This is a genomic window from Erythrobacter sp. K21-9, from assembly GCF_055808355.1.
The window spans coordinates 2,792,000-2,804,616 of the sequence record NZ_CM147866.1 but is presented as its reverse complement, the minus strand read 5'-3'; the positions used below and the strand labels follow the sequence as shown (position 1 = coordinate 2,804,616).

Sequence of the window (12,617 nt, the reverse complement as noted above, 5' to 3'; positions counted from 1 at the left end):
TCACTGATACGCGCTGCCTTGCCGATGGCTTGTCCTGCGCCTAGGGCTGCAGCAATGACAGATAAAGACCTCAAAGACCGCCGATTTTACCGTGCGGGAGAAGAATCCCGTTTTGCCGAGGAAGCGCCAGATCGCACTCCGCAGACGGAGCACCCAGCCTACAAGCTGGCGTTCCGCGATCATGACTTCCTGCTGCGCGATGAATTGCGGCCCGTCCGGTTCCAACTGGAATTGCTCAAGCCTGAAATGCTGCTCGACGAGGCCCGCGTCGGCTCGACCATGGTGATGTACGGGTCGGCCCGCATCCCGTCGCCAGAGCAAGCGCAGGCCACCATCGAGGCGGCGAAGGACGGGACCGAGTTCGAACAGAAGGTCGCCGCGCGCCTCGCGGAAAAGGCGAAGTATTACGATGAGGCCTACAAGCTGGCGCGGCTCGTTTCCGAAAAAGCGATCATCGAGGATGGCAAACGCCAGTTCGTCGTCACGACCGGCGGCGGGCCCTCGATCATGGAAGCGGGCAATCGCGGGGCAAGCGATGCGGGCAGCGAATCTATCGGGCTCAACATCATCCTACCGCATGAGCAAGCACCCAACAGCTATGTTACGCCCTATCTGTCGCTCAACTTCCACTATTTTGCGCTCCGCAAGATGCACTTTCTTCTGCGCGCGCGGGCCGTGGCTGTCTTCCCGGGCGGCTTCGGCACGTTCGACGAATTCTTTGAGCTGCTTACGTTGATCCAGACCGGCAAGATGAAGCCGCTACCGATCCTGCTGTTCGGCAGGGATTTCTGGACGCGCGTCGTCGATTTCGAAGCGATTGCCGAGGAGGGCACGATCTCGAAGAAGGACCTCGACCTGTTCCACTGGTGCGAGACAGCCGACGAGGCTTGGGCCCATATCGAGGAATTCTACGAGCTGGAAAACGGATCGGCGGCTTAAACTTCGTCGGACAGCCGTCTCACGGCATGATGGCCGAGCGGTCCGTTGCCCGAGCCGAAGCCCGGTGCGTTCTCGATCGCGCTGCGGACGAAATGACGTCCCAACCGCACCGCGTGTTCGAGCGGCTGTCCGTGCCCCAACAAGGTGGCGATGGCCGAAGACAGCGTGCAACCTGTGCCGTGCGTGTGCTTTGTGTCGATCCTGGCATGGTCGAACTGCACCGCTCTTTCGCTGGGCACGTAGAGTATATCGATAATCCGCGCATCGCTTGTGTGACCGCCTTTGGCGAGAACAGCGGCTCCTGTCCTGTGCGACAGCTCCTCTGCGGCCTGAGCCATTTGCGAGCTGACGGTCAGATTGCGCTCGAGCAGGTGACCGAGTTCGGGTAAGTTCGGCGTGACCAGGCTTGCGAGCGGGAACAACTTTTCGCGTAGGGCCTCGATGGCTTCAGGTGCAATCAGGGCAGCACCGCTGGTCGAAATCATGACCGGGTCGAGGACGATCGGGGCTTTGACCCCGACAAGTGCTTCGGCGACATGCGCGATGATGTCGGCATCGTGCAGCATTCCGATCTTGATCGCATCCACGCCAATGTCGTCAAGGCACGAGGTGATTTGCTGGGCGACGACCTCGCCGGACATTGGCGCGATCGCCTGAACGCCCAAAGTGTTCTGGGCCGTGACGGCTGTGACCGCTGTCATCGCGTAGCCGCCGAGCATGGCGATGGTCTTGATGTCCGCCTGGATGCCGGCGCCTCCGGACGAATCGGAGCCGGCAATCGCGAGCACCCGGGGAGGGGGAGCATTGCTCACGCCTTATATTTCCTGACCGTCGATGGCGGGAACTTGTCATGCAGCGCCGCGGCGCGCGTAGGGCGATCCATCAATTCTCCGCCGCAATTGGGGCATTGATCGTCGAGCTGTTCCGCGCACCGCGCGCAGAACGTACATTCGAAACTGCAGATGAAAGAACCGGGCGCTTCTGCCGGGAGGTCTGCGCCGCAGCGCTCACAATCGGGACGCATTTCGAGCATGGTCAGATGCCCCCTCAAGCGGCGGCGCGCACCGCATCGCACACGCGGTCCACCACCGTTTCGACCTGTGACGCATCATCGCCCTCGGCCATGACCCGTATCACCGGCTCCGTGCCAGATGGGCGGATGACGAGCCGGCCCTTGCCGACCAGCTCGCTTTCAACCTCGGCGATGACCGCACGGACTTGCTCGTTGCCGAGCGGCGAATCTCCATCATAGCGCACATTCTTGAGCAATTGCGGGACGGGATCGAACAGATGGAGGATCTCGCTGGCGGGTTTCTGAGAGCGCACGAGGCTGGTCAGCGCGCGTAACGCTGCGACCGTGCCATCGCCTGTCGTAGCATGGTCGAGCAGGATCATATGGCCCGATTGCTCGCCCCCGACATTGAAACCGCCTTCCTTCATGCGCTCAAGCACGTAGCGGTCGCCGACCTTGGTTCGTTCAAGCGTCAATCCGAGCGCCTCGAAATACCGCTCAAGCCCAAGATTGGACATGACGGTCGAAACCACTCCTCCGCCGGTAAGGGCGCCTTTCTCATGCATTCTGGTCGCAATCAGGGCCATGATCTGATCGCCGTCGACCGCCTGCCCCTTTTCATCGACGACGATCAGCCGGTCGGCATCGCCATCGAGAGCAATGCCGATATCCGCCTTTTCCTCGACGACTTTCGCTTGCAGAGTGTCGATTGCGGTCGATCCCACGCCGTCGTTGATATTGGTGCCGTCGGGTGACACGCCGAGCGTGATGACCTCTGCCCCGAGTTCCCAAATGGCAGACGGGGTAACCTGGTAAGAGGCCCCGTGAGCGCAATCGACCACGACCTTCAACCCGTCGAAGCGCACTTCGCTCGCAACCGAATTCTTGACCGCGTGAATATAGCGCCCCCGCGCGTCCTCGATCCGCCGCGCCCGTCCGATCGCTTCGGCTTCGGCGAGTTTCGGCTCCGTTTCGAGCAATCGTTCGATTTCAGCCTCGGCATCGTCCGACAGCTTGAAACCGTCGGGACCGAACAGCTTGATGCCATTGTCGGCATAGGGGTTGTGGCTCGCGGAAATCATCACGCCCAGATCGGCGCGCATCTCTCGGGTGAGCAGAGCAATCGCTGGAGTGGGCAGGGGACCGGTCATGATCACATCCATGCCGACGCTGGTAAAGCCGGCAACGAGCGCGCTCTCCATCATGTAGCCGGAGAGGCGGGTATCCTTGCCGATGACGACGCGGTGGCGGTGCTTGCCGCGCACGAAGTAGTTGCCGGCGGCCTGACCGACCCGCATCGCCGTCTTCGCGGTCATTACATCGGCATTGGTGCGGCCCCTGATTCCGTCGGTGCCGAAAAACTTGCGTGTCATGCTGGGAGATTACCTCTGTTTGATCGCGATTATTTGTCAGGCGCTTCTGGCGCGGTTATCGCCCGAAGGGAAGGGCATCAGGCATTACAGGGAGCCGTTTTCTTGGCGAATTCAACTGGCGGCACGCCGGAAAGCGGCTTTCAACTCGTTACCATTCGGCTGCCTGTCGTGGCGACGTTCGTCGCTCTTATCGCCGGTCTCGCGCTTGGTGTCGCGTTTTCGGACGGCGGCACCGCGCCGTGGGTTCAGGACAGCATCGCGCTGATCGGCACGTTGTGGCTGCGCGCATTGCAGATGACGATCATCCCGCTGGTCGCAAGCCTGCTGGTCCTCGGCATTGCGCAGATGATCGCGCCGCAAGGGCCGGCGCGGCGGCGATCAAGTTTCTGCTGCTGGTGTTTGCTGTGCTGATTGCCGGCGGTATTTTCACCGCCTTCGCGATGCCGCTGATTTTGCAGGCGGTGCCGATCCCCGAGGCTGCGGCGGGCTTTTTGGCGAATGTCCCTCAAGAAGAGCAGGTCGTCCCGGGCATCCTCGATTTCGCGGAATCGCTTATTGCTCCCAACATGATTGCTGCGGCGGTCGACACTGCGATGCTCCCGCTGACGATTTTCTTCGCCCTGTTTGCTGTCGCGATTGCGAAATTGCCAAAGGACCAGAACACGGCATTGCTGGGTTTCTTTCATGCGCTTGCCAATGCGATGCTGCTGATCATCGGCTGGGTGCTGTGGGCTGCGCCGCTTGGCGTGATTGCGCTGGCGTTCGGCGTCGGCCTGCGAAGCGGCGGCGGTGCATTTGCCGCGCTAGCGCATTACATTCTGGTGGTGGCGGCCATGGGCGGGTTCATTCTTATCCTCGCATACGCGATGGCATGGCTGCTTGGCGGCGTCAGCCCGCTCCGCTTCGCGTCTGCGGTCTTGCCCGCCCAGGCGGTGGCCGTTTCGACCCAAAGCTCGCTCGCCAGTCTTCCCGCCATGCTCGACAGCTCGAACCGGCTCGGTTTGAGAGCCGAGACAAGCGAATTCGTATTGCCGCTGGCGGTTGCGATTTTCAGGGCCACCAGTGTCGCGATGAACCTCGCCGTCGCGCTCTACGTGGCAGCGCTTGCCGGGATCGACATTCCTGCCGCGCTGATCGTGATCGGCATTCTCATCGCCGTCATCATCAGCATCGGATCGGTCAGCCTGCCCGGATCGATCAGCTTCGTTGTTTCGATCGGACCGATCGCGCTGGCAATGGGTGTCCCGATCGAGCCGCTTGCCTTGCTGGTGGCAGTCGAGATGCTGCCCGACATCATGCGGACCCTCGCCAATGTGACGATGAACGTATCGGTCGCCTCGATCGTGGATCGCGGGAACGGAGCAGGCAGCGCCGATTAAGCCTTCGCTGCTGCCTCGCCTTTGCCGGCAGCGACATCGTCCAGCTCTTCGAGGATTGCGCGGTGCGCGCTTGCATCGTTGAGTGAACGCTGCGGAATATCGCCGTCGGCAAGCATTGAATTGAGCGTCGCCCGGGCACGGCCCACACGGCTCTTGATGGTGCCGACTGCGCAGCCGCAGATATTTGCTGCCTCTTCGTAGGAAAACCCGCCAGCACCCACGAGCAGCAATGCCTCGCGGCGTTCCGGCGGAAGCGTAAGCAGCGCTCGGTGCATGTCGGAAAGGTGCAGTGGCTCTTCCTGACCCGCTGGAGCGGTCAGAATGCGCTCTGCGACGCCTTCGTCGTATTCACCGCGAAACCTGTTGCGCCGCATATCGGTGAGATAGGCATTGCGCAGGATCACAAAGGTCCAGGCGCGCATTGAGGTGCCGGGTTCGAACCGCTCTTGCGCTGCCCATGCCTTCAGCATGGTTTCCTGCACGAGATCGTCGGCCATGTCGGGCCGGCCGCACAAACCGCGCGCAAATGCGCGCAGGTGCGGCACGACTTCGGTAAGCTCACGCTTGAAGTCGGCCTTTTGCGAAGCGGTGCGCTTTGGCAATTCCTTTTTTCAGCCATCAGCCAGCTTTTCCTTCGTCGGAAGAGGGTGCGGCGTCACTTTGGTCAAGCTGATCGAGCAAGTCCTTGAAGCTGTCCGGCAATGGCTCATCGACAACTGCGTCATAGAGATGGCGCAGCCCGTCGGCCCATTCCGGCGAGTGCTTTCCAGTTCCGGGCTTGCCCTTGGGCTTTGGTTCGTCGTCTGTTTTATCGTGCGGCGGCATATCTGTTGCCTTGATCCCTTAGCTGCGAACTCCACGAAGTCCGCGCAATTTGGTCCTTTTTGGACAATCCTTGCGATGTGGAGTGGGAACGATGCCGCGTCAGTTTGGTTCCGTCCAAACACACTCGCAATGAAGGTAGAGATGGGGATCAACGCTTCAAAGCCAATGGTGGGTGCCTCTGATGGGGCGGAACGGAAGCGCGCGGAGCGGCGTGCAACCGATCGCAACCGTGCGCGCCGCTGGCTCCTGAATTATCCGCGTGCGATACCGCTAGCGATCTTCGCCGCCATTGCAGCCATTACGGCGTTGAGTGTCTTTTCGATCGAAAGCAATGTTCGCGCGCGAGAAGCTGCGCAAATGAGCAAATACGCGCAGTCGATCGCCTCGGACCTCGAACGACGCGGCACCAGCTATTCGTCGTATTTGCGAGCGGGCGCGGCGCTGTTTTCCAGCGTCGACGAGGTCACGCCGCAGGTCTTCAACCAGTTTGTCAGCGAACTGCGCGTCAATGTCGATTTCAAGGGGGCGGAAGGCATTGGATGGGTGACACACGTTCCGCGCGCCGGGGAGGCCGAATTTATCGAGCGCGTTCGCGAGGCGCAGCCCGACTTTCCGGCGATCCGCCCCAAGTCCGGACAATCGCTGCCGAGGCTTGCTCCGGTCACGTATCTGTCTCCTGAGACGGAGCGCAATCGCAGGGCGCTTGGCTTCAACATGTATTCCGATCCCATCCGCGCCGAGGCGATGGACGAAGCGAAAACAACGGTGCAGCCGACCGCATCAGGGCGGATCGTGCTGGCACAGGAAGGGGCGGGCAATGCTCCCGGTTTCCTGATCTTCATGCCGGTCTATTCGGGCGATCCGGCAACGCGGGACAGCGAAACAAGCCTGTCGGGCTTCGTCTATTCACCGTTCAACGCCGCAAGCTTTCTGGATGCGGCCATCGAGAATGCTGTGCCCGCCGACCATGGTGTGCGACTCTATGATGGAGCGCTCGATGCGCAGAACCTGATGGTCAGCCGATTGATGGCCGGGCAACCGACCCATCAGATCGAACAGCGCGTGAATATCGCGAACCGGCGCCTCCTGCTCGTGGTCGAGTCCTATGACACCCGCGTCCTCGCGCCGCTTTCGATGGTGACGCTTTTGTTCGGATTGGCGGTTGCGAGCCTGCTGATGCTGCTGGCCAGATTGCTGACACGCCAGGCGCAGGAAGACCAGACCAGGCTTGCATTCTTCGAAGAGCAGCACTCGATCCGCAATTCACTCAGCCGCGAACTCAATCACAGGGTCAAGAACACGCTGGCGAATGTCCTGTCGATCCTCTCGCTCACGCGCCGACGCAGCACCGATCTCGATGAATTTGCCGACAGCCTTGAAGGGCGCATCCGCTCGCTTTCAGCGACGCATGACCTCCTGACCGGGACCGATTGGGGGACTACACCGATCCGCGCGGTGATCGAAGCCGAATTGCAGCACGTTGTCGCAGACACGGCGAACGATATCGTTATTGAGGGGCCGCCGGTCGAACTGGCACCCAACGATGCCCTTTCATTCGGGCTCGCGGTGCACGAACTCGCCACCAATGCTGCAAAGTATGGCTCGCTCAGTGTGCCGGGCGGCTCAGTATCGGTCCGGTGGCAGTTGCTGGACCATCAACTGGCGCAGATCGAATGGTTGGAGCGTGGCGGTCCGGCTGTCGCGGACACGCGCGCTCGCGGGTTCGGGACCGATCTGATCGAGAAGATTGTCGCGCACGAACTCAAGCAGCCTGTCCAGCTTTTCTTCGAAGCCGAGGGTGTGCGCTGCACACTTCGCGTCCCGGTGCGCCAGCGCAGCGATTTCCAGATCCGTGAAACCGCCGAGGAAACCGCGGCTTAATCCAGCGGGCGGGTGGACCCGAAAAACAGCGCCTGACTGATCGCAGCCCGAACGGTCTGTTCCTGGAAAGGCTTGGTGACGAGATAGGTCGGCTCGGGCCGATCACCGGTCAGCAGCCGTTCGGGATAGGCCGTGATGAAAATCACCGGCACTTTTGCAATCGCAAGGATATCGTCGACCGCATCAAGGCCCGATGACCCGTCGGCGAGCTGGATATCGGCCAATACCAGGCCCGGTGTCTTTTGCTCGACAACCTCCCTGGCCTGTGTCCGCGTGGCGGCTGTCCCGCAAATATCGTGGCCCAGCGCCGATACGAGGTCTTCGAGCTGCATGGAAATGAGGGGCTCGTCCTCGATGATCAGGACCGACGTGGCTTGCTCACGGTCGATCTCGCTGATCGCCTCTGCAACCAGCGTTTCGATCTCTGCGGTTTCGAGGCCCATGATCTGGCCCGCCTGTGCGGGAGAGAAGTCTTCCAGCGTCGTCAGCAAAAGCGCCTGGCGGTTGAGCGGCGTGATCGCGCCGAGCCGGGATTGTGCCCCTGTCTCGTGTTCGCCGTTGGCGACTTCTGCGCGGTCGACTTCGACATTGGCGCTCGACCACACCTTGTTGAATGCGCGATAGAGCGGGATCCGGCCGCCATCCAGCGATGCTTTCACCTCATCATCTGCCAATACCGCCTCAAGGGTTGCGCGGACAAATGCGTCACCGGTTGTCTGCGATCCTGTTAGCGCGCGCGCATAGCGGCGAAGGAAAGGGAGGTTTGCGGCGACTTGCTGACCCAACGACATAAAAACTCGCTTTCTCAAACTGACTTTTACACCCGCACGGGGCAAACAATGTGCGGCCATAGCGTGTTGATACGCGTCCGTCGCCCCCAAGTTCGGTGCCTGTCAATTGCTCTTCAAACAGACCAGCGTTCCCGTTCCAAACAAAGTCTACCGGTCTTCTGAGCTACCATCCAAAAGGCCATTCGATCCGCACCAGAAGAAAAAAGTTCAAAAAAATTCAGGCGTGCGGGAACCGGTTCTTTGGAGGCGCATTATCCTTGTATCACCGCCGAGACCCCCTCCCGTCCAAGCGGCTGGTGATACGATCCCGAGGCCTCCACTTTCCGAAGTGGGGGCCTTTTTCGCTATCGGTGGTCTTCTCAGGTCAGCGGTTTTTCGAAAATCACGTATTCGCGGTTGACCGTGCTCTGGATGGTATCGGCAATCGCGACCATCCCCTGATTGTCTTCAAGGACCCAGCCAAGCTCGCCTCTGGTCGAGGCAAACTTTCCATTCGCTTCCTCACGGATCGCGCTGATCATCATAAAGGCCAACTGGCTCGCCATGCGTGAGCTCTGAAATTCCTTGAGGACGCCCATGAGCGGGACCCGCATGTCTGCCCCGTAAGGTTTCCTCAGCCAGCGCAGCAGATGGAACCAACCAAACGGGAAGAGCTTTCCGTCGATTTTTGCCAAGGCCTGATTGAGGTCGGGGAATGTCAGCATGAACGCGACCGGACGTCCGTCCACCTCGGCGATCATGTTGAGTTCTTCGTGGATGATCGGCTTCAGTTTGACGCCGGTATGGGCGACCTCCGCCGGGGTGAGAGGGACAAAGCCCCAATTGTCCGACCACGCGTCATTGAGGATGTCGAGGATCGCCTCGGCATCATCGTCCCAGCGCTTTTTGTTCACGCGCCGGATTGTGATCCGTTCGTTGCGCTCTCCCGATCTGACGATGCGCTGGATTAGCGGCGTGAAGTCACCGCTGATATCGAGGTCATATGTGAAAAGCGATTTTGCAGGTGTGTACCCCGCCGCTTCGATCCAACCGCGATACTCGGCGGGGTGGTGGCCCATCATGATGATCGGAGGATGATCCTGCCCGCGCACGAGAAGTCCGGGCTCCTCCCAGATCGACATCGAAATCGGTCCGACAATGCGGGTCATGCCCTGATCTTTGAGCCATCTTTCGGCCGTCGCGATCAGGGCGTTGGCCACAGCCTGATCTTCGGCGTCGAAATAGCCGAACATGCCGGTGCCGGGTCCGAAGCCCTGCTCGCGCGGCATTTTCAGCGCCAGTTCATCGATATGCGCCGATATGCGGCCCACCGGTTTGCCCGCGCGGTGAGCGATGAAGAATTGCGCGCGGGCATGCTCGAAAAACGGGTTCTTTTTCGGATTCACCAGTTCCAGCTGCTCGCTGCGAAGCTGGGGAACCGAGTTTTCCACCCGCGCTGAAAAGTCGCGTCCGAGGTCGACAAAGCGTGCGCGCCCGCGCTTGTCGTCGATGGTCTCAATGCTTATTTGCGCATCTGTCACGCAGGCTGCCCCGTATCGATTTATCTCAATGCATCTGTGCCCTTGAACGGGTCTGACAAGCAAGCCAGTCGATCACACTTGCCAACACAGTCCATTTGGCTTTGTCGCACAAATTGCGGTAATGCGCCCACGAGTTTAAAAGTATGAATACCCAGCAGACCCCCTTAACCGCCGAAGGCGCTTCCTTGGCTACCCGCCACAAGGCCCCTGCCACGCGCGCAGAGTTCCAGACGAGCGATGACAAGGACATGCTGCGCGCTGCGCGTGATCTGACCAAGGATCTGGGCGAGGCCAGGGCTGCGATCTACTGGCCCGACATGCTAGTTTCGGCGGTGGTCGGTTATTCCGGCATCGCCGTAGCAATTCTTTCGGGCAGCACGGCGATTTCGGTGATTGCTGGCGTGGTTGCCGCGCTCGCGCTCTACCGCGCGCTGATGTTCATTCATGAGCTTACCCATATCCGCAAGGACGCCTTGCCCGGGTTCCGCCTTGGCTGGAACCTGCTGGTCGGCATTCCGATGCTCACCCCAAGCTTCATGTATGAAGGCGTGCACGTGATCCATCACAAGCGCGCGCAATACGGAACGGTGGAGGATCCCGAATATCTTCCGCTGGCGCTGATGAAACCGTGGAGCTTGCCCGTCTTCGTGCTGATTGCGCTGCTTGCCCCGGCGGCGCTGATCCTGCGCTTCGGCATTCTCGTGCCGCTGGGCGCAATCCTTCCTCCGGTGCGCAAGTTCGTGTGGCAGCGTTTCTCCTCGCTCTCGATCAATCCCGAGTTTCGCCGCAAGCCGCCGACCGGCGATTTTCGCGGGCGCGTGCTGTGGCAGGAAGCTGCCGCGAGTGTCTGGTCCATCGCAATCTTGCTGAGCCCGCTGGTCTTCGATTGGCGTCCTGTGCTGATCGCGCTGGCAATCTTCTCGGTAACGGCGGTGCTCAATCAGCTGCGCACACTGGTTGCGCATCTCTGGGAAAACGAAGGCGAGCCGATGACGGTGACCGCGCAGTTTCTCGATAGCGTAAACGTGCCCCCGCCGGGCCGCATCGCCGAGGTGTGGGCGCCCGTTGGGCTGCGCTATCACGCGCTGCACCACCTGATGCCGTCAATGCCGTATCACGACCTGCCGGAGGCGCATCGCCGGCTCGTCAGGGAGCTTGGCGCAGGCTCGACCTATGAGGGCGCCAACCACCCGGGCATGTACCCGCTGGTCGGAAGGATCGCGCGCAGCACCATGATCCGGCGCTGATCAACGCGATCAATCGAGAAAATGGATCATCGCGCAGCGGCGCTCTGGAGGTAGACCGTTATCGGCCTCAAGCGCCAGCTCGCCAGCCAGCCGTGGATGCGCATCCAGCGCCGTCACTTCCTCAAAGCCAAGCCGCTCGTAAAACGGTGCATTCCAGGGCACGTCGCGGAAAGTCGTGAGGGTTATCGCCTTGAACCCGGAATTGCGCGCGTCGATCTGACATGCGCGCAGTAGGCCAGCGCCGATCCCCCGACCCTGAAAGTCCGGATGGACGTTGAATTCCCATATATGAAGCTCGCGCGAAAATGGTTCGCCCACGAGAAAGCCGATCAAGCGCTCGCCAGAATGCGAAACGAGGCAATGACCCTTGCGGATCAGGCGGCGCAAGCGGTCGACCGGGACGGTGTGCGAACCGGCGATTCCGGCAAGTCCTGCGACGCTTTCGAACAGTTTGCCAGCCGCCGCTTCGATAGCGGGCATTGCGTCCGCATCCTCAAGACGTGCGAGCCGCAGCGACCAGTCGCCACCGTAATTTGCAGCGCTCATTCCTCGGTCCGCACAAGCACCGTTTCGCCCAGCAGCAGGAACAGGAAGAAGGGTGCCCACGCGGCGAGGAATGGCGGATACCCGCCGAAACTCCCCATTGCGAGCGCGGCGTTATCGACCACGAAATAGGCAAAACCCAAAGCCATTCCGATCACGGCGCGAACAAACAATTGTCCCGAGCGCGCAAGACCGAAGGCCGCGACCGAACCGAGCAGCGGCATCAGCAGGGCAGACAGCGGGCCGGACAACCGGTGCCACCAATTGGCGCGCATTTCCGAGGTGCGCCGTCCGGCAGCCTCATAGGCATCGATGGTTTCATAGAGCTCCCAGAAAGACTGCGCATCGGGATCGACCGATTGCAGGTCGATCTGCTCGGGAGTCAGCGTCTCTCCCACGGTTAGGGCCGGGAGATCGATTGTCTCGGCGCTGCCGACATCGAAGCGCACGGGGCTTTCAAGCTTCCAGCCCGGCGCGGCGTAGGTCGCGGCGCTGGCATTGATCTGCTCGCGGATAATCCCGCTCGGCCCGCGCTCATACCATGTCACGTCATTGAGAGTGATCCGCTCGCCCGACCCGCTCAGTGTCGCTGCGGTCAGGATATGCGCGCCATCCGTCAGATACACGTTCGAGCGGACGCCGCTTTCCTGCGGGATCGGGCCATAATCGGCTGCCTCCCACGCCTTGAGTGTCGAATTGGCCCGCGTAACCACCCGCTCGTTGAAGGCAAAGCTGATGACAGCAACGAGCGCAGCGGTGAGCAGGAGCGGGGCCAGCACCTGATGGGCAGACAGCCCAGCCGCTTTCATCGCCACAACTTCGCTGTTCTGGTTGAGCGTGACCAGCGTTATCAGCGTCGCAAGCAGCACGGAATAGGGCAGGAAACGCGATATCAACTGGGGTATGCGCAGGCCTGCATATTTCAGGATCTCGGCCTGGCCATTGCCCTCGGGCGTGAGAATATCGCCCGTTGCGGACAGCAGATCGAGCGCCATGAGAACCAGCACGAGCATGACGAGCACGGCCAGAATGCGCACCACGAAGGCTTTCGCAAGGTAAAGCGTAAGCGTGCGCGAGGGAAAGAAATCGAGCTGCATAGGGTGCGGT

At 60.9% G+C, this 12,617-nt stretch carries 14 protein-coding genes; 5 read left to right on the top strand and 9 right to left on the bottom strand.

Annotated elements, in window-relative coordinates; all coding sequences use genetic code 11:
* Positions 1-54 precede the first annotated feature (54 nt).
* The gene (locus tag AC0L39_RS14390; RefSeq protein ID WP_473258894.1) at positions 55-939 is read left to right on the top strand and encodes an LOG family protein; all 885 of its coding nucleotides are present in this window, start codon (positions 55-57) and stop codon (positions 937-939) included.
* Here the strand turns inward: AC0L39_RS14390 and thiD are convergent.
* Genes thiD through glmM form a run of 3 tightly spaced genes read right to left on the bottom strand, consistent with a single transcriptional unit; the run spans position 936 to position 3,324 of the window.
* The gene (gene thiD, locus AC0L39_RS14385) at positions 936-1,751 is read right to left on the bottom strand and encodes a bifunctional hydroxymethylpyrimidine kinase/phosphomethylpyrimidine kinase (RefSeq protein ID WP_473258892.1); all 816 of its coding nucleotides are present in this window, start codon (positions 1,749-1,751) and stop codon (positions 936-938) included. The two genes, AC0L39_RS14390 and thiD, sit on opposite strands and share 4 nt — an antisense overlap.
* Positions 1,748-1,972: a DUF1272 domain-containing protein gene (locus AC0L39_RS14380; protein ID WP_473258891.1), complete on the bottom strand. Its 225-nt coding sequence runs from the start codon at positions 1,970-1,972 to the stop codon at positions 1,748-1,750. Before AC0L39_RS14380 ends, thiD begins: the two co-directional genes overlap by 4 nt.
* A 14-nt stretch (positions 1,973-1,986) precedes the next feature.
* On the bottom strand, positions 1,987-3,324 hold the full coding sequence (gene glmM, locus AC0L39_RS14375; RefSeq protein ID WP_473258889.1) for a phosphoglucosamine mutase: 1,338 nt from the start codon (positions 3,322-3,324) through the stop codon (positions 1,987-1,989).
* 102 nt (positions 3,325-3,426) lie between these two features.
* On the opposite strand from glmM, the gene AC0L39_RS14370 reads away from it, so the two are divergent.
* Positions 3,427-3,735 (top strand): cation:dicarboxylate symporter family transporter, encoded by a 309-nt coding sequence (locus tag AC0L39_RS14370; RefSeq protein ID WP_473258887.1) that lies wholly within the window; start codon positions 3,427-3,429, stop codon positions 3,733-3,735.
* Complete coding sequence (locus AC0L39_RS14365) at positions 3,720-4,703, top strand: dicarboxylate/amino acid:cation symporter (protein ID WP_473262404.1); 984 nt, start codon at positions 3,720-3,722, stop codon at positions 4,701-4,703. The genes AC0L39_RS14370 and AC0L39_RS14365 overlap by 16 nt, the downstream gene beginning before the upstream one ends.
* Here the strand turns inward: AC0L39_RS14365 and AC0L39_RS14360 are convergent.
* Both AC0L39_RS14360 and AC0L39_RS14355 read right to left on the bottom strand, forming a co-directional pair.
* Positions 4,700-5,305 carry a sigma-70 family RNA polymerase sigma factor gene (locus AC0L39_RS14360; RefSeq protein ID WP_473258885.1) on the bottom strand — a complete coding sequence of 202 codons (606 nt, stop codon included), beginning with the start codon at positions 5,303-5,305 and terminating at the stop codon, positions 4,700-4,702. The two genes, AC0L39_RS14365 and AC0L39_RS14360, sit on opposite strands and share 4 nt — an antisense overlap.
* 16 nt (positions 5,306-5,321) lie before the next feature.
* Complete coding sequence (locus AC0L39_RS14355) at positions 5,322-5,528, bottom strand: NepR family anti-sigma factor (protein ID WP_473258883.1); 207 nt, start codon at positions 5,526-5,528, stop codon at positions 5,322-5,324.
* 357 nt (positions 5,529-5,885) lie between these two features.
* Here AC0L39_RS14355 and AC0L39_RS14350 point away from each other — a divergent pair, with 357 nt between their 5' ends.
* A complete protein-coding gene (locus tag AC0L39_RS14350) occupies positions 5,886-7,409 on the top strand; it encodes a CHASE domain-containing protein (protein ID WP_473258881.1) in 1,524 nt (507 codons plus the stop codon).
* Here AC0L39_RS14350 and AC0L39_RS14345 read toward each other — a convergent pair.
* Both AC0L39_RS14345 and AC0L39_RS14340 read right to left on the bottom strand, forming a co-directional pair.
* A complete protein-coding gene (locus AC0L39_RS14345) occupies positions 7,406-8,200 on the bottom strand; it encodes a response regulator (RefSeq protein WP_473258879.1) in 795 nt (264 codons plus the stop codon). The two genes, AC0L39_RS14350 and AC0L39_RS14345, sit on opposite strands and share 4 nt — an antisense overlap.
* A 359-nt stretch (positions 8,201-8,559) precedes the next feature.
* Positions 8,560-9,720: an N-acetyltransferase gene (locus AC0L39_RS14340; protein ID WP_473258877.1), complete on the bottom strand. Its 1,161-nt coding sequence runs from the start codon at positions 9,718-9,720 to the stop codon at positions 8,560-8,562.
* Positions 9,721-9,863: 143 nt separating this feature from the next.
* Here AC0L39_RS14340 and AC0L39_RS14335 point away from each other — a divergent pair, with 143 nt between their 5' ends.
* Positions 9,864-10,967 carry a fatty acid desaturase family protein gene (locus AC0L39_RS14335; protein WP_473258876.1) on the top strand — a complete coding sequence of 368 codons (1,104 nt, stop codon included), beginning with the start codon at positions 9,864-9,866 and terminating at the stop codon, positions 10,965-10,967.
* A gap of 9 nt (positions 10,968-10,976) precedes the next feature.
* Here the strand turns inward: AC0L39_RS14335 and AC0L39_RS14330 are convergent, their stop codons facing one another.
* Positions 10,977-11,513 (bottom strand): GNAT family N-acetyltransferase, encoded by a 537-nt coding sequence (locus AC0L39_RS14330; RefSeq protein WP_473258874.1) that lies wholly within the window; start codon positions 11,511-11,513, stop codon positions 10,977-10,979.
* On the bottom strand, positions 11,510-12,607 hold the full coding sequence (lptG, locus tag AC0L39_RS14325) for an LPS export ABC transporter permease LptG (RefSeq protein WP_473258872.1): 1,098 nt from the start codon (positions 12,605-12,607) through the stop codon (positions 11,510-11,512). The genes AC0L39_RS14330 and lptG overlap by 4 nt, the downstream gene beginning before the upstream one ends.
* Between the last annotated feature and the right edge of the window lie 10 nt (positions 12,608-12,617).

What these genes read in the sequence shown, in the direction of transcription:
- AC0L39_RS14390 (WP_473258894.1), top strand. Translation starts at nt 55, where the DNA reads ATGACAGATAAAGACCTCAAAGACCGCCGATTTTACCGTGCGGGAGAA.
- AC0L39_RS14380 (WP_473258891.1), bottom strand. Translation starts at nt 1,972, where the DNA reads ATGCTCGAAATGCGTCCCGATTGTGAGCGCTGCGGCGCAGACCTCCCG.
- glmM (WP_473258889.1), bottom strand. Translation starts at nt 3,324, where the DNA reads ATGACACGCAAGTTTTTCGGCACCGACGGAATCAGGGGCCGCACCAAT.
- AC0L39_RS14355 (WP_473258883.1), bottom strand. Translation starts at nt 5,528, where the DNA reads ATGCCGCCGCACGATAAAACAGACGACGAACCAAAGCCCAAGGGCAAG.
- AC0L39_RS14350 (WP_473258881.1), top strand. Translation starts at nt 5,886, where the DNA reads ATGAGCAAATACGCGCAGTCGATCGCCTCGGACCTCGAACGACGCGGC.
- AC0L39_RS14345 (WP_473258879.1), bottom strand. Translation starts at nt 8,200, where the DNA reads ATGTCGTTGGGTCAGCAAGTCGCCGCAAACCTCCCTTTCCTTCGCCGC.
- AC0L39_RS14335 (WP_473258876.1), top strand. Translation starts at nt 9,864, where the DNA reads ATGAATACCCAGCAGACCCCCTTAACCGCCGAAGGCGCTTCCTTGGCT.
- AC0L39_RS14330 (WP_473258874.1), bottom strand. Translation starts at nt 11,513, where the DNA reads ATGAGCGCTGCAAATTACGGTGGCGACTGGTCGCTGCGGCTCGCACGT.
- lptG (WP_473258872.1), bottom strand. Translation starts at nt 12,607, where the DNA reads ATGCAGCTCGATTTCTTTCCCTCGCGCACGCTTACGCTTTACCTTGCG.